Raw genomic sequence first — 15,016 nt, forward strand, 5'->3', positions numbered from 1 at the left:
CGTTCTTCGACAACGCCAAGTACCTGGCGATCGTCCTCGTGGCGATGGCCCACGCATGGGAACCCCTGACGGATCACAGCCGCGCCGCCGAGGCGCTGTACATGACCGTCTACACCTTCCACATGCCGGCGTTCATCGTGATCTCCGGCTACTTCTCCCGCAGTTTCGACATGCGGCCCGACCGCCTCAAGCGGCTCGTGACCGGCATCGCGGTGCCGTACGTCATCTTCGAGATCGCGTACACCTTCTTCAAGCGCTGGGCCGACGACGACCCCGGTCAGCCGATCAGCCTGCTCGACCCCTGGTACCTCACCTGGTTCCTGGTCGCGCTCTTCGTGTGGCGGCTCACCGTGCCGCTGTGGAAGATCGTGCGCTGGCCGGTGCCGCTCGCACTGGCCATCGCCACGCTCGCCGTGATCTCACCCGACATCGGCGACGACCTCGACCTGCAGCGCGTGCTGCAGTTCCTGCCGTTCTTCGTGCTCGGCCTCTTCATGAAGCCCGAGTACTTCCAGCTGGTGCGCCGCCGCGAGGTGCGGCTCCTGTCGATCCCGGTCTTCGCGAGCGCACTGCTCCTGGCGTACTGGGCGGCTCCCCGCATGACCTCGGCCTGGTTCTACCGCCGGGACAGCGCCCAGGAGCTGGGTGCCCCGTGGTGGGCCGGTGTCGTGATGACGCTGGCGCTCTTCGGCTGCTCCGTCGTCCTCACCGCGTGCTTCTTCGCCTGGGTGCCGCGCCGCAAGATGTGGTTCACGGTCCTCGGCGCCGGCACGCTGTACGGCTACCTCCTGCACGGCTTCCTCGCCAAGGGCTCCCGCTTCTGGGGCTGGTTCGAGGACTACGAATGGCTGCACAAGCCGCTCGGCGAGATCTTCGTGTCGGTGGTCGCCGCGAGCGTCGTGACGGCGTTGTGCACGCCACCGGTGCAGCGGATGTTCCGTTTCGCGATGGAGCCCAGGATGGAGTGGGCCTTCAAGCGGGACGCGGCGCAACTCGCCCGTGAGCGGGCCAAGTCGACGTAGCGGATCCGAGCGGACCCGGATCCACCGGAGCCGGTTCTAGCGGAGCCCCAACAGGGCGCGCATGGTGGCGTACTTCGCCGTCAGGCGCGCCCTTGTCGTTGCGTCGAGGACCGCGAGGCGGGCCGGGTCCGCGTTGTGCGCCAGGTCCGCCTCCTTCACCAGGCGGGCGCCCGGGGTGGCGAGAATGCGCTCGGCGTACGCCTCCTTGGGCTCACCCGCCCGCTTGGTGAGGGCCAGGACGATGTCCTTGGTGCGCCGGGTCAGCGGGGCGTCCCCGAGCCACTGCTCGGACAGGGCGTCGTCCTCGACGGAGTCGTGCAGCCAGGCGGCCGCGATCTGCTCGTCGTCGCCGCCCCGCCGCCGCACTCCCTCGGCCACGGCCTGGAGGTGTTCGGCGTAGGGGCGGCCCACCTTGTCCTGCTGGGTGGCGTGCGCCTCGCGGGCGAGGGCCTCCACCTCCGGCAGGGAGAGCGGGGTGCGGCCCGGGCCTGCGGGCGTCATGCGGCCGACTTCAGCGCCGCCCTAGCCGGGATCGTCGCCGATGCCAGGCCGAGGATCAGGACCGCGCCCACGAAGGAGCCGTACACCAGCGGCGGGACGTACGGGGATTCGCCGGTCAGGCCCTTCATCATGGGGACGAGCGTAGCGAACGCGATGGCCGAGCCGATCACGATGCCCGCGCAGGCCACGAGCAGCGCCTCCCAGCGGATCATCCGCATCACCTGGCGGCGGGTGGAGCCGATCAGGCGCAGCGTGCCGAGTTCGCGGCGGCGGTCCAGGACCGTCATCACCAGGGTGTTGACCGCGGCGACGGCCGCGAAGCCGCCGAGCACGGCCGCCATCGTGGTGTTGGCCCAGGCGTTGAGCTCGTTGTCCATGGAGCGGGCGGTGGCGTAGCCGTCGCGGTCCTTGAGGGTGCCGAGTCCGGAGAGCGCCTGCGCGGAGCCTCCCCTGGCCCAGATCTCGGTGGCGAAGGACGAGGTGACGTGCTGCTTCAGGTCGGCCGCGGGCATGGTCACCTGGGAGAGGCCGAGGCCCCTGCCGTACGTGGCCACGACGGTCGGCGAGGCCTTGGTGCCGTCGGGCAGGCGGACGTCGAGGCGGTCGCCGGTCTTCACGTGCGCGGAGGTGGCGAGGGCCGCGTCGACGGCGATCTGGCCCCTGCCGAGCTTCAGCGCCCCGGTCTCCACCTTCAGGTCCTGGACCTCGGCGAGCCCGGCGGCCGTGCCGGTGACGCCCTGCGTCGACGCGGACTCCAGCCAACGGTCGCCGCCCGAGCCCACCGGCACGAGCACGGAAGACTTGAGCAGGCCGACGGCCGCGGTGACGCCCTTCGCGTCGGCGGCCTTCGCCAGCGTCTGCGGGGCGAGGCCCTCGTCGGAGGTGACGATGTGGTCGGCGGTGATGCCCGCGCGCTGCTGGTCGGCGGCGACCCGCTCCTCGCTGGTGTGCATGAAGACGAGGACGGAGGAGAAGGCCATGGCGAGCACGATCGGGGTGATCGCGGAGGCCAGTCGGCGGGCGTTCGAACGGGAGTTGGCGGCCGCCAGCGAGGCGGACGCCCCGGCGCCGCGCAGCGGGAGGCCGAACAGGGCGGCGCAGCCGCGGGCCACCAGCGGGCCGAGCAGGGCCACGGCGAGCATGAAGAGCATGACGACGCCGAGCGCCGCGTTCGCCGCGTCCTCGCCGGTGTTGTGGGCGGCGAAGCCCGCGAAGACCGCGCCGCCGACGGCGGCGGCGATGCCCAGCGGGGTGCGGATCCAGCCGAGCGGCACCCGCTCCACGGAGGCCTCGCTGAGCGCCTGGCCCGGCTTGATGCGGGAGGGGCGGCGGGCGGCCAGGTATCCGGCGCCGAGCGCGGTGAGGACGGCGACGCCGACGGCGCTGACGAGCGGGATGAAGGAGACGGACAGGTCGACGGCCTCGGGGATCGCGCCCTTCTCCTTCAGCTGCCCGAACCACCAGGTGGCCAGGGCGATGCCGGGCAGCAGGCCGACGGCCGCGGCGGCCGGGGCGACGAGCAGGGTCTCGGTGGCGATGGTGCGGCGGATCTGGCGCGGGGTGGTGCCGATGGCGCGCAGGAGCGCGTACTCGCGGGCGCGCTGGCCCACCGAGAGGGCGACGGTACCGGCTGCGGTGAAGACGGCGGTCAGGGCGGCGATGCCGCCGAAGGAGCCGCCGATGCCGGTGAGCATCTCCTTGGCGTAGGCGAGCGAGGAGCCCTCGGCGGAGCTGCGGTCGTCGCCGGTGTGGACGTCGGCCTTCTTGCCGATGGCGTGCGCGACCTGTGACTTGAGGGTGGCGTCCGACACGCCCTTCTCGGGGAGGACGGCGATGGCGTCGACGCGTCCGGGGTGCCCGGAGATGCGGACGGCCTCGGAGTCGGCGAACCAGGCGGTGGGGGCGGACTGCCCGGCCCGCACGGTGCCGGAGACGCGGAAGTCGCGGGGGCCGTCCGCCGTGGTGAGCGTGGTGCGGTCGCCGACGTGGCCGCCGGGCGCGGCGAGGACGACCTCGCCGGGCTGCGGGGCGCGGCCCGCGGTCAGCTTCTCACCGGTGAAGGCGGTGGAGCCCCAGCCGTGTGCGGTGACGTCCTTGCCGCCGGACTTGACGGGGAAGGTGACGTCGGGGACGGCGGTGCGGGCGCCGGGCACCGAACCGGCCTTCGCGACCAGGGAGTTGTCGATGCGCGCCTGGTCGGGCAGCGGTGTGGCCTCCTCGGACTCGCTGTCGCCGCTGCCGGTGACGAAGTGGACGGACTGGTCCGCGGCGGCCACGACGGGGGCGCCCGCGTAGCGCTCGGGCGGTACGGAGGCGCGCAGCCCCGTCTCCAGGAGGATTCCGCAGGCGGCGACGATCAGCGAGGCCATCATCAGGGCGACGAAGGTGCCGGCGAACGCGGCGGGTTTGAAGCGGACGGCCGCGCGGGCGAGGCCGTTGGGAACGTACGCCATTACGCGGCCACCCCCGCGTACGCAGGCGCGGTGAGGGTGGTCATCCGGGCGGCGATCTGTGCGGCGGACGCGCGCTCCAGGCGGTCGACGAGGGAGCCGTCGGCGAGGAAGAGGACGCGGTCGGCGTGGGCGGCGGCGGCCGGGTCGTGGGTGACCATGACGACGGTGGCGCCCAGGCCGTCGACGGCGGAGCGCAGCAGTCCGAGGATCTCGCTCGCGGTGGTGGTGTCGAGGGCGCCGGTCGGTTCGTCGGCGAAGATCACGTCCGGTTCGGTGACCAGGGCGCGGGCGATGGCGACGCGCTGCTGCTGGCCGCCGGAGAGCTGGCCGGGGCGGCGGCGACCCTTGTCGCCGAGGCCGACGCGGGTGAGCATCTCGGCGGCCTTGCGGCGGTCGGGGCGGTGGCCCGCGAGGCGCATCGGCAGGACGACGTTCTGTTCGACGGTCAGCGACGGGAGCAGGTTGAAGGCCTGGAAGACGAAGCCGAGTCGGGTGCGGCGCAGCGCGGTGAGCTTGTTCTCGCTCATGCCGGTGATCTCGGTGCCGCCGAGGCGGACGGTGCCCGCGCTCGGGCGGTCGAGGCCTGCGGCGCACTGCAGGAAGGTGGACTTGCCGGAGCCGGAGGGGCCCATGACGGCGGTGAAGCTGCCGCGGGGCAGGGCGAGGTCGATGCCGGCGAGGGCGTGCACGGCGCCGGAGCCGCGGCCGTACTGGCGGCGGACGCCGCGCAGTTCGACGGCCCAGTCGCCGGGCGCCCCGCCGAGAACGCGAACGTCCTCCTCGACGACTCGGTTCTTCTTCCGCCGCAGCCCCATGTCCCTGTCCACCTCTCCGTACGAATTCGACCTCTTGAACGTACGGAGACGGGGGTGCTGTGGACCATGAGGGCGGCTGGCGAACCCAGGGTGGGGAGAACCCCACCACGCGCGGTCAGGGACACCCTCACCGGTCGTTTGGTAACCTAAGTATTGACGCGTTCTTGACGCTCCCTTTGCCATTTTCCTTTGCCACCCCTACGGGAGGAACGGGCCCATCGGACACGCAGACACCTTGATAGCAATGGGCGGCGCCTTTCTCGCCGCCGCCGTCCTCGCCCGCCTCGGCGGCCGCATCGGACTCCCCACCATTCCGCTCTTCATCCTGGCCGGGATCCTCCTCGGCCCCCACACCCCCGGCGTGGTCCTGGTCTCCGACCCCCACGACCTGGAAATGCTCTCGGCGCTCGGCCTGGTCCTGCTGCTCTTCTACCTGGGCCTCGAGTTCCACATGGACGACCTCAAGACCGGTGGCCGCAAGATGGCCATCGCCGGGGGCACCTATCTCGCCCTGAACGTCGGCGCCGGCCTGGGCTTCGGATTCGCGCTCGGCTGGGGCACCTCCGAAGCGCTGGTCCTCGCCGGAGTGCTCGGCATCTCCTCCTCGGCGATCGTCACGAAGGTCCTCGTCGACACCGGCAGGCTCGGCAACCCCGAGACGAAGCCGATCCTCGGCATCATCGTCGTCGAGGACATCTTCCTGGCCCTGTACCTCGCGGCGCTGCAGCCCATCCTGTCCGGCGCGGACAGTCTCGCCGCCGCCGTGATGGACGGCGGCAAGGCCTTCGGCTTCCTGCTGCTGCTCGCGCTCGCGGCCCGCTTCGGCACCAGGCTCGTCGGGCGGCTCATGGACACCCGGGACGACGAACTGCTCGTCATCTCCTTCCTCGGCGTCGCCGTCTTCGTCGCCGGTGTCTCCGAGTGGTTCGGCGTCGCGGACGCCATCGGCGCGTTCATGGTCGGCCTGATGCTCGGCAGCACCGCGTCCGGCGACCGCATCCGCACCCTGGTGCACCCGCTGCGGGACGCCTTCGGTGCGATCTTCTTCTTCGCCTTCGGGCTCTCCATCGACCCGGGAGACCTGCCGGTGGTGCTCTGGCCGGTGCTGGTCGCGGTCGCGGTGACGCTCCTGATGAACGTCCTGGCCGGGCTCGGCGCGGCACGGGTGTACGGCTTCGGGGCGGGCCCCGCGGCGAACATCTCCACGACGCTGCTCGCCCGCGGCGAGTTCGCGCTGATCCTCGCCACGATGGCGGCGGGCGCGGGCCTCGACGAGCGCCTCTCCCCCTTCATCGCGGGGTACGTGCTGTTGCTCGCGGTCCTCGGCCCGCTGGCCGCGGGACGGTCGGAGTGGCTGGCGCGGATCCTGCCGGGCGGCAAGGACGACGGTGGCTACGGGGACGGCGGTCCCGGCGGTCCCAGCTCGTCCGCGAACCTCTCGCGGAGTTCGGCGAGCAGCGCGGCGTAGTCACGGCCGACGGTGACGGCCGCGGCGAAGACGGCGTCGAGGGCGGCCCGCAGGGGGTCGTCCTCGACCGTCGCGGTCAGGGCGGGCAGCGCCAGGAACTGCTGCCGGATGGCCGGGTGGACCGGGTCGGCCGGGGCCACGGTGGTGTCCGGCACGGCCGGGTCGGCGAGGATGCGTTCCACCACCCGGCCCTGGTCGTCGAAGGGCGCGGGCAGCGGCTGCCCGCGCTCGGCTGCCTCCAGGGCCGGAACGATCCAGTCGACGCGGTCGAGCCCGGCCTCCTCCGCGGCGCGGCGCATGGCCCAGCGGGCGACGGCGCGCTGCCGTTCGGGGGCCGAGCGGTCCAGGGCGTGGGCGAGTCCGGGGTCGAGCCGCACCATGCCCCACACGTTGCCGCCCACGTTCCGCAGCCGCTCGCTGGGGAGCTGTCCACCCCATTCGGCCCGCAGGCACTCCTCCTCGCGCCGCCGGGCCGCCCGCTCCTCCTCCGCACGGGCGCGCCGCCGGGACTCGGCCAGCTGCTCGGGAGTCGGCGGCTTCGGCTGCTTCCTGGCGATCCCGTGCCGGTACGCCGCGCTGTCGCCGGTCTGCTTGATCAGGCGGTCGCGGGCGGGCGGCGCGGGCCAGAACTGGAGCAGGTGCCGCTCGATGACGAGGCCGTCCAGACATTCGAGCTCGCGCTCGCGCGCCTCGTCCATGCCGCTGACGCTGTGCCGCACACGGTGGTCGACCTCGTCGAGGGCGAGCGGGAAGCTGCCGTCGCCGCCCCACAGTTCGAGGGCCACCTCGGTGGAGGCGGGCCGGAACGAGACCTCGGCGATCTCCTCCCAGCTCTCGTCGAGGTCCGGCTCGCTCTCGTGCAGTTCGACGGTGTAGCCGACGGGGCCGGTGTGCAGCCCGGTCGTCAGGAGGAGGTAGCCCGGTACGGCCGCGCCGCACAGGCCCGACGTCTGCCCCGCGCGCGGGTCGTAGGGGGTGTCGCCCCAGCCGTCGGGATCGCTCACGACGTACAGCTGGCTGTAGCAGACGTGGACGTCGCCGCTGAACAACGTACGTATGGAACCCACCTGTTCACGCCTCCCGGCAGATCAGCAGCAGCGCCCTGTCGTCGTTCACGTCCTTCGCGACCGCCTCGATCAGGTGCCAGGCCGCGCCGTGGAAGCCACCGGCCACGTACCGGTCGGCCTCGCCGGTCAGGCGGTCCATGCCCTCGGCGATGTCGCGGTCGGAGGTCTCGACGAGGCCGTCGGTGAAGAGCATCAGGACGTCGCCGGGGCGCAGGACTCCCTTGACGGGGTCGAACTGCGCGCCGTCGTAGACGCCGAGGAGCGGACCCTGGCCCGTCTTCTCCTCCCAGCGGCCGCTGCCCGCGCTGAGCTGGAGGCCCGGCGGATGGCCCGCGGAGAACAGTTCGTAGTCCCCGGTCTCCAGGTCGAGGACCAGGTGGATGGAGGTCGCGAAGCCCTCGTCCCAGTCCTGGCGGAGCAGATAGCCGTTGGCGGCGGGCAGGAAGGCGTGCGGCGGCAGGGAGCCGAGCAGGCCGCCGAACGCGCCGGAGAGCAGCAGCGCACGCGACCCGGCGTCCATGCCCTTGCCCGAGACGTCGGTGAGGACGGCCTCCAGGGTGCGGCCGCCGTTCGTACGGGCCGCGACCACGAAGTCGCCGGAGAAGGACTGGCCGCCGGCCGGGCGCAGCGCCATCTCGCGGTGCCAGCCGCGCGGCAGCTTCGGCAGCTTGCTCTGCACGCGGATCCGCTCGCGCAGGTCGAAGAGCATCGTTCCGCCGCCGCGCCAGGGCACGCCGACCCGGCTGCGGAACTGGGCGATGAGGAGCCCGAAGAAGCCGCAGGCGGCGACCACGAGGACCGTGCCCGGGGTGACGCGGGAGCTGCCTTCCGTGTACGGGCCGAGCTGGACGGACTCCACGATGAGGGCCACCGCCGACGCCGCGTACAGGCCGAGGAGGCTGGCGGGGCGCAGCAGCAGGCCGCCCGCGACGATGGGCAGGACGAGCGCGGCCGGGGCGAACCACACGTTGTTGATGATCGTGCAGGTCGTGATCACGGGAATGGTCAGGAGCAGACCGGCGAGGGCGACCCAGTCGGAGCCGTCGCCGCGGAAGTAGTCGACCCCGGATTTGCGCAGCGTGATGCGGACCCGGTGCAGACGCTTCTTCATCCGGGCCGTGAACGTATCGGCTTCCGCACGCCGTTCGCGGCGCTCCCGCCCTCCGCGTCGTGCGAGCCGTGCTCGTCGTTCTGCCATTTCTCGTGGACCCTATCCAGCGACCCGCGTACTTCGCACGGGAGGTCCCGGTTGTCCCCCGTCAGGGGCATGCTCCGGACGGGCGGCGACGGGGCCCCGGACCGCGGAAATCCTGTCGCATCGGGTGGTATCGCCCTGGTACGCATGGCATATGACGACAGACTTGCGGGTGCTCGCGAAGGCCGACTGGGACGCGTGGTACGGAGCGCTGGAGGTGGCGTTCGGCGGGGTCGCCGAGTCTGCCGAGGAGCGTGCTCTGTGGCGCGAGCTCACCGAGCACGACCGGTCGCTGGGCGTGTGGGACGGGGACGCGTGCGTGGGGACGGCGGGGGCCTTCTCCTTCCGCCTGGCCGTGCCGGGCGGCGCGCTGGTGGAATCGGCGGGCGTGACGATGGTCGGCGTCGCGGCCACGCACCGGCGGCGCGGGATCCTGACGTCGATGATGCGGCGGCAGCTGGACGACGTGCGCGCGCTGGGCGAACCGCTCGCCGTGCTCACCGCGTCCGAGCCGGTCATCTACGGCCGGTTCGGGTACGGCGCGGCGACCCAGCAGATGAAGGTCGACATCGACACGACGCGGGTGTCGCTGTCCGCCCCGCCCGGGACGGACGACGTACGTCTTCGGTACGTACGGCCCGCCGACGTCCACGAGGACTGTGAGGCGCTGTACGCACGACGGGTGACCGCGCGTCCGGGCATGACGGCCCGGCAGCCCGGCTGGGAGCGGCTCGGGCTGCTCGACCCGCAGGGCGAGCGGGGCGGCGCGTCGCCGCTGCAGTGCGTGGTCGCCGAGCGGGCGGGCGAGCTCGTCGGGTACGTGCGGTACGCGGTGAAGCCCGACTGGGACTACCAGGGCCCGAAGGGGTCGGTCCAGGTGCGCGACATCGAGGCCCTGGACCCGGCGGCGTACGCGGCCCTGTGGCGGTTCCTCTTCGACATCGACCTGACGTCGTCGGTCGTCGCGCGCAACCGCCCGACGGACGACGCGCTGCTACAGCTGGTCTCCGACATCCGCCGCTGCGACATCAGGGTGCGGGACTCGCTGCACGTGCGGCTCGTCGAGCTGGGCGCGGCGCTGGAGGCGCGGACGTACCAGGCGCCGCTGGACGTGGTGTTCGAGGTCGAGGACACCTTCTGCCCCTGGAACGAGGGGCGCTGGCGGCTCACCGGCGACACGAAGGGCGCCTCGTGCGAGCGCACGGACGACGCGGCCGACCTCACCCTGTCCGTACGGGAGTTGGGCGCCGCCTACCTGGGCGGCGTCTCCCTGACGTCGCTCGCGGGCGCGGGACGGGTGCGGGAGCTGCGGCGGGGTGCGCTGACCGAGGCGTCGGTGGCCTTCGGGTCGGACACGGCGCCGTGGCTGCCGCACGGGTTCTAGCCGGGGGCTTCGGGCGGGCCGGGCTTCAGGCGGGCCGGGCTCAGGCGGGCCGTTGGCAGGTCGGGCACCAAAAAAGGTTGCGGGCGGCCAGGTCGGCGGTGCGGATGTCGGTGCCGCAGAGGTGACAGGGCTGGTTCGCCCTTCGGTAGACGTAGACCTCGCCGCCGTGGTCGTCGACGCGCGGCGGGCGGCCCATCGCCGCCGGGGTGTGCTCGGGCCTGACGGTGTCGATGCGGTTGAGGCGTACGCCCTCGTGCATCAGCTCCACGAGGTCCGCCCAGATCGCGGTCCACCGCGCCTCGGTGAGGTCCTTGCCCGGGAGGTACGGATCGATGCCGTGCCGGAAGAGGACCTCGGCGCGGTAGACGTTGCCGACGCCCGCGATGACCTTCTGGTCCATGAGGAGCGCGGCGATCGTGGTGCGGCTGCGGGAGATGCGGCGGTAGGCCTTCGCCGGGTCGTTCCCCGCGGTGTCCGCGGGGCGCAGGGGGTCGGGGCCGAGCCGGGCGTGTATCGCCTGCTTCTCCTCGTCCGTGATGAGGGCGCAGGTGGTGGGGCCGCGGAGATCGGAGTGGTACGCGTCGTTCAGGAGCCGGAGGCGGACGGTGTCCGTGGGCGGCGGGGCGGGGGTCTCCCCCAGCGTGTACTTGCCGAAGAGGCCGAGGTGGATGTGGATCCAGCCGGTGTCGGCGAAGCCGAGGAAGAGGTGCTTGCCGTGGGCCTCGGCGGTCTCCAGCACCTGGCCGGTGAGGAGGGCGGCGCTGTCGCTGAACTTGCCCTGCGGGCTGCGGACCGTTGCCGGGCGTCCGGCGAACCGTGCGAGGTGGTCCTGAGCGAGCCGGTGAATGGTGTGCCCCTCTGGCACGGATCCCTCCGGGAATGACTGCGGAGGGGCTGCGGAATCAGCCCCTCCGGCGTTTGAGGAGCGGGGTCCGGGGCGGAGCCCCGTGCGGCCCGCTACTGCTGGGGGTGCCCGGCGGGGATGGGGGGCAGCTCGCCCGACTGCTCGTAGGCGGACAGCATCTCGATGCGTCGCGTGTGACGCTCCTCACCCGAGTACGGCGTACCCAGGAAGATCTCGACGAACTTCGTCGCCTCTTCCTGCGTGTGCATGCGGCCGCCGATCGAGATGACGTTGGCGTCGTTGTGCTCACGGCCGAGCGCTGCCGTCTGCTCGCTCCAGGCCAGGGCCGCCCGCACGCCCTTCACCTTGTTCGCGGCGATCTGCTCGCCGTTCCCGGAGCCGCCGATGACGATGCCGAGCGCCTCCGGGTCCGCGGCGGTCCTCTCCGCGGCACGCAGGCAGAACGGCGGGTAGTCGTCCTGGGCGTCATAGATGTGGGGCCCGCAGTCGACGGGCTCGTGGCCGTGGCTCTTGAGCCATTCGACCAGGTGGTTCTTGAGTTCGTAGCCGGCATGATCCGAGCCGAGGTACACGCGCATGGGTCCGAGTGTGGCACGCCGTGGGGCGGGTAGCCGCGACCGGGCAGGATGTTGATCTCCCTGGTCGGGACCTTGGTCCAGGCCTTAAGCCCGGAATACAACGATCCGGATTCAGGACTTCCGTCCCGTTCACCCCTGAGTTTGAATGCGGGGGCTCGTGACCCGAGAACTTAAGGATTCGTCCATGACCTCGCAACCCTCCCTTGCGAAGGCAGACAGCACCCCCAATTCCCCTGGGGATCCGCAGTCTGGCGACAGTGGTGACACCGGTGACGGCCTGAAGGCGGGTCTCAAGAACCGCCACCTCTCCATGATCGCCATCGGTGGTGTGATCGGCGCCGGTCTCTTCGTCGGCTCCAGCTCCGGCATCGCCGCCGCCGGGCCCGCGATCCTGATCTCGTACGCCCTCGTGGGCACGATGGTCGTCCTCGTGATGCGGATGCTCGGCGAGATGGCCGCCGCACGGCCCGCCTCCGGCTCCTTCTCCACGTACGCGGACCAGGCGCTCGGCCGCTGGGCCGGCTTCTCCATCGGCTGGCTCTACTGGTTCTTCTGGGTCGTCGTGCTCGCGGTGGAGGCCACCGCGGGCGCCGTCATCCTCAACGGCTGGATACCCGCCGTCCCGCAGTGGGGCTGGGCGCTCATCGTGATGGTCGTGCTCACCGCGACGAACCTCGTCTCGGTGGGCTCCTACGGCGAGTTCGAGTTCTGGTTCGCCGGGATCAAGGTCGTGGCCATCGGCGGATTCGTGGTCATCGGCCTGCTCGCCGTCTTCGGCGTGCTGCCCGGCTCCGACAACCCCGGCGCCGGATTCGCGCACCTCACCGACGCGGGCGGCTTCATGCCCAAGGGCGCGGGCGCCATCCTCACCGGTGTGCTGATGGTCGTCTTCTCCTTCATGGGCAGCGAGATCGTCACGCTGGCCGCCGGTGAGTCCGAGGACCCGCAGCGCGCCGTCACCAAGGCGACCAACAGCGTCATCTGGCGCATCGGCGTCTTCTACCTGGGTTCGATCTTCGTCGTCATCACCCTGCTCCCGTGGAACGACAAGTCGATCACCAAGGACGGCAGCTACGTCGCCGCGCTGAACTCGATCGGCATCCCGCACGCCGGTCAGGTCATGAACGTCATCGTCCTCACCGCCGTGCTCTCCTGCCTCAACTCCGGGCTCTACACCGCCTCCCGCATGGCCTTCTCGCTCGGCCAGCGCGGTGACGCGCCCAAGTCCTTCGCGCGCACCAACGCCCGGGGCGTGCCGCAGGCCGCGATCCTCGGCTCGGTCGTCTTCGGTTTCGTCGCCGTCTGGTTCAACTACCAGTGGAAGGACACCGTCTTCGACTTCCTGCTCAACTCCTCGGGCGCGGTGGCCCTCTTCGTGTGGCTGATCATCAGCTTCACGCAGCTGCGGATGCGCGGGATCATCCTGCGCGAGGAGCCGGAGAAGCTCGTCGTGAAGATGTGGCTCTTCCCGTACCTGACGTGGGTCACGATCGCGATGATCTCGTTCGTCCTCGTCTACATGCTGACCGACGAGGCCGGGCGCAAGCAGGTGCTGCTCTCGCTCCTCGCCGCCGCCTTCGTGGTCGTCTTCTCGCTGGTGCGGGAGAAGCTCCGGCCCCGGGACGCGGTCGACGCCTGACCCCTCGCCCCACCTCCGACGCCGCCCCCGCGGGCCATCCGCGGGGGCGGCGTCGTACACCGGAATTCCGGTGGAGCCACGGAGGAGTTGACGCCAGGACACCCCGCCGGTGAGTAATGCTCTCCTGTGTCAGACGAGACAACGGAGGCTCCCGTGGACTACACCGCACAGCGACTCGTGTTCCGGCCGGACGACGCCGGGTACGACGCGGAAATCGCCGGAATGCAGACCGGTTTCGCGACGCGTCCCGACATCGTCTTCGGTGCCGGGAGCGCCGACGACGTCGTCGCCGCGGTGTCGTACGCGGCCGGGGCCGGCCTGCCCGTCGGCGTGCAGGCCACCGGGCACGGCGTGCCCGGGGCGTCGGAGGGCGGCGTCCTGATCAGTACCCGGCGCATGGACTCCGTGCGGATCGACCCCGAGGCCCGCACCGCCACCCTCGGCGCCGGCGCCCGCTGGGGTCAGGTCGTCGAGGCCTCGGTGGCGCACGGCCTCGCCCCGCTGAACGGCACGGCGCCGTCCGTGGGCGCCGTCGGATACACGCTGGGCGGTGGACTCGGCATCCTGGGCCGGGAGTTCGGCTACGCGGCCGACCACGTCCGCTCGGTCGACGTCGTCACCGCGGACGGCGTCCTGCGCCACGTCACGCGGGACAGCGACCCGGAGCTCTTCTGGGGCCTGCTGGGCGGCGGTGCGCACCTCGGCGTGGTCACGGAGCTGGAGATCGGCCTGGTGCCGGTGGCGCGGCTGTACGGCGGCGCGCTGACGTTCGACGGCACGGCGGTCGACCCGGCCGCCGTGCTGCGCGGCTACGAGGAGTGGACGCGGACCCTGCCCGACGAGGTGACGTCGTCGCTGGCGGCGCTCGTCTACCCGGACCTGCCGCAGCTCCCGCCGCACCTCAGGGGCAGCTATCTCGTCCTGATCCGGGTCGCGTTCACCGGGTCGGAGGCCGAGGGAGAGCGACTGGTGGCGCCGCTGCGGGAGCTCGGACCCACGGTGTCGGACACGCTGCGCGAGATGCCGTACGCCGAGAGCCCCTCCATCCACGGCGACCCGGACTTCCCGCACGCCTTCTACGGCGACAACGCCGTCCTCGCCACCCTCGACGTCGAGGCGGCCTGCGACGTCCTCGCGCTGACCGGTCCCGCCGCGGCCTCGATGCACATCCTGCAGCTCAACCACCTGGGCGGGGCGCTGACGCGGCCCGAGCGGAACGCCGTCCCCTACCGCGAGGCGGGCTGGCTGCTCCGGCTCCTGTCGCCGCTGGACGGGACGGACGTCGAGGCCCACCGGAAGGTGCACGCGGAGGCGTTCGCGCTCGTGGCGCCGCAGACCCTGGGGCGGTCGCTCAACTTCGTCTTCGGCGGCAACGACCGGCCCGAGGGGCTGTACGACGCGGAAACGCGGAAGAGGCTCGCCGCGTTGAAGGCCACGTACGACCCGGCGAACCTCTTCAGGCGGAACTACAGCGTCGGTTAGCCCGCTGTCAGTCGGTCAGACCGCTGTCAGCGGTCCAGGAACTTCCACGCCGTGGGCAGCGCGCCCATCGCGAGCGCGGCCTTCAGGGCGTCGCCGATCAGGAACGGCGTGAGCCCGGCGGCGACCGCCTGGGTCATCGACATGCCGGTGGCGGCGGCCAGGTACGGGACGCCGACCGCGTAGATGATCGCGGAGCCGAGGACCATCGTGCCCGCCGTGCGCAGCACGGAGCGGTCGCCGCCGCGGCGGGCCAGGGCGCCCACCACCGTGGCGGCGAGCAGCATGCCGAGGACGTAGCCGAGGGACGGGGCCGCGACGCCGGAGCCCGCCTGCGCGAACCACGGCATGCCCGCCATGCCCACGAGGGCGTACAGGGCGAGGGAGAGGAAGCCGCGGCGGGCGCCCAGCGACGTGCCGACGAGCAGCGCGGCGAAGGTCTGCCCGGTCACCGGCACCGGGGAGCCCGGCACGGGCACCGCGATCTGGGCGGCGAGGCCGGTGAGCGCGGCGCCGCCGAGCACGAGCGCCGCGTCCTTCGCGCGGGACG

At 72.1% G+C, this 15,016-nt stretch carries 13 protein-coding genes; 5 read left to right on the top strand and 8 right to left on the bottom strand.

Going from position 1 to position 15,016, the window contains the following annotated elements; all coding sequences use genetic code 11:
• Positions 1 to 1,022: acyltransferase family protein (locus tag AOK03_RS30560; RefSeq protein ID WP_055568607.1), on the top strand; the 1,022-nt coding region annotated here is incomplete at its 5' end.
• Between the two features lie 36 nt (positions 1,023 to 1,058).
• Here AOK03_RS30560 and AOK03_RS30565 read toward each other — a convergent pair.
• From AOK03_RS30565 to AOK03_RS30575, 3 genes are read right to left on the bottom strand one after another with little or no spacing between them, the layout of a single operon-like run.
• On the bottom strand, positions 1,059 to 1,523 hold the full coding sequence (locus AOK03_RS30565) for an HD domain-containing protein (RefSeq protein WP_055568608.1): 465 nt from the start codon (positions 1,521 to 1,523) through the stop codon (positions 1,059 to 1,061).
• Positions 1,520 to 3,976 (bottom strand): FtsX-like permease family protein, encoded by a 2,457-nt coding sequence (locus AOK03_RS30570; protein ID WP_055568609.1) that lies wholly within the window; start codon positions 3,974 to 3,976, stop codon positions 1,520 to 1,522. The genes AOK03_RS30565 and AOK03_RS30570 overlap by 4 nt, the downstream gene beginning before the upstream one ends.
• Positions 3,976 to 4,791, bottom strand: a complete 816-nt coding sequence (locus tag AOK03_RS30575; protein WP_079075044.1) for an ABC transporter ATP-binding protein — start codon at positions 4,789 to 4,791, stop codon at positions 3,976 to 3,978. Before AOK03_RS30575 ends, AOK03_RS30570 begins: the two co-directional genes overlap by 1 nt.
• Before the next feature lie 244 nt (positions 4,792 to 5,035).
• Here AOK03_RS30575 and AOK03_RS30580 point away from each other — a divergent pair, with 244 nt between their 5' ends.
• Complete coding sequence (locus AOK03_RS30580; RefSeq protein WP_055568610.1) at positions 5,036 to 6,259, top strand: cation:proton antiporter; 1,224 nt, start codon at positions 5,036 to 5,038, stop codon at positions 6,257 to 6,259.
• On the opposite strand, the gene AOK03_RS30585 is transcribed toward AOK03_RS30580, so the two are convergent.
• Positions 6,184 to 7,326, bottom strand: a complete 1,143-nt coding sequence (locus tag AOK03_RS30585) for a hypothetical protein (protein WP_244177813.1) — start codon at positions 7,324 to 7,326, stop codon at positions 6,184 to 6,186. The genes AOK03_RS30580 and AOK03_RS30585 overlap by 76 nt on opposite strands.
• Before the next feature lie 4 nt (positions 7,327 to 7,330).
• Positions 7,331 to 8,437, bottom strand: a complete 1,107-nt coding sequence (locus AOK03_RS30590) for a PP2C family protein-serine/threonine phosphatase (protein WP_055568611.1) — start codon at positions 8,435 to 8,437, stop codon at positions 7,331 to 7,333.
• Positions 8,438 to 8,675: 238 nt separating this feature from the next.
• Here AOK03_RS30590 and AOK03_RS30595 point away from each other — a divergent pair, with 238 nt between their 5' ends.
• Positions 8,676 to 9,905, top strand: a complete 1,230-nt coding sequence (locus AOK03_RS30595) for a GNAT family N-acetyltransferase (RefSeq protein ID WP_055568612.1) — start codon at positions 8,676 to 8,678, stop codon at positions 9,903 to 9,905.
• 40 nt (positions 9,906 to 9,945) lie between these two features.
• On the opposite strand, the gene AOK03_RS30600 is transcribed toward AOK03_RS30595, so the two are convergent.
• Positions 9,946 to 10,770, bottom strand: coding sequence for an Fpg/Nei family DNA glycosylase (locus AOK03_RS30600; protein ID WP_055568613.1), 825 nt, complete (start codon positions 10,768 to 10,770; stop codon positions 9,946 to 9,948).
• Between the two features lie 92 nt (positions 10,771 to 10,862).
• Positions 10,863 to 11,348, bottom strand: coding sequence for a ribose-5-phosphate isomerase (locus tag AOK03_RS30605; protein ID WP_055568614.1), 486 nt, complete (start codon positions 11,346 to 11,348; stop codon positions 10,863 to 10,865).
• Between the two features lie 184 nt (positions 11,349 to 11,532).
• On the opposite strand from AOK03_RS30605, the gene AOK03_RS30610 reads away from it, so the two are divergent.
• Both AOK03_RS30610 and AOK03_RS30615 read left to right on the top strand, forming a co-directional pair.
• Positions 11,533 to 12,987: an amino acid permease gene (locus AOK03_RS30610; RefSeq protein WP_055568615.1), complete on the top strand. Its 1,455-nt coding sequence runs from the start codon at positions 11,533 to 11,535 to the stop codon at positions 12,985 to 12,987.
• Positions 12,988 to 13,209: 222 nt separating this feature from the next.
• Complete coding sequence (locus tag AOK03_RS30615; RefSeq protein ID WP_079075047.1) at positions 13,210 to 14,469, top strand: FAD-binding oxidoreductase; 1,260 nt, start codon at positions 13,210 to 13,212, stop codon at positions 14,467 to 14,469.
• A gap of 26 nt (positions 14,470 to 14,495) precedes the next feature.
• Here AOK03_RS30615 and AOK03_RS30620 read toward each other — a convergent pair.
• The coding region (locus tag AOK03_RS30620) for a biotin transporter BioY (RefSeq protein WP_055568617.1) at positions 14,496 to 15,016 on the bottom strand (521 nt) is incomplete at its 5' end.

Origin of the sequence: Streptomyces atriruber (assembly GCF_001418325.1) — a bacterium.
GTDB lineage: Bacteria > Actinomycetota > Actinomycetes > Streptomycetales > Streptomycetaceae > Streptomyces > Streptomyces atriruber.

Excerpts from the sequence above, each read along its gene's own strand:
- AOK03_RS30590 (WP_055568611.1), bottom strand. The coding sequence starts at position 8,437 with ATGAAGAAGCGTCTGCACCGGGTCCGCATCACGCTGCGCAAATCCGGG.
- AOK03_RS30575 (WP_079075044.1), bottom strand. The coding sequence starts at position 4,791 with ATGGGGCTGCGGCGGAAGAAGAACCGAGTCGTCGAGGAGGACGTTCGC.
- AOK03_RS30605 (WP_055568614.1), bottom strand. The coding sequence starts at position 11,348 with ATGCGCGTGTACCTCGGCTCGGATCATGCCGGCTACGAACTCAAGAAC.
- AOK03_RS30615 (WP_079075047.1), top strand. The coding sequence starts at position 13,210 with ATGCAGACCGGTTTCGCGACGCGTCCCGACATCGTCTTCGGTGCCGGG.
- AOK03_RS30595 (WP_055568612.1), top strand. The coding sequence starts at position 8,676 with ATGACGACAGACTTGCGGGTGCTCGCGAAGGCCGACTGGGACGCGTGG.
- AOK03_RS30610 (WP_055568615.1), top strand. The coding sequence starts at position 11,533 with ATGACCTCGCAACCCTCCCTTGCGAAGGCAGACAGCACCCCCAATTCC.
- AOK03_RS30580 (WP_055568610.1), top strand. The coding sequence starts at position 5,036 with ATGGGCGGCGCCTTTCTCGCCGCCGCCGTCCTCGCCCGCCTCGGCGGC.
- AOK03_RS30570 (WP_055568609.1), bottom strand. The coding sequence starts at position 3,976 with ATGGCGTACGTTCCCAACGGCCTCGCCCGCGCGGCCGTCCGCTTCAAA.
- AOK03_RS30565 (WP_055568608.1), bottom strand. The coding sequence starts at position 1,523 with ATGACGCCCGCAGGCCCGGGCCGCACCCCGCTCTCCCTGCCGGAGGTG.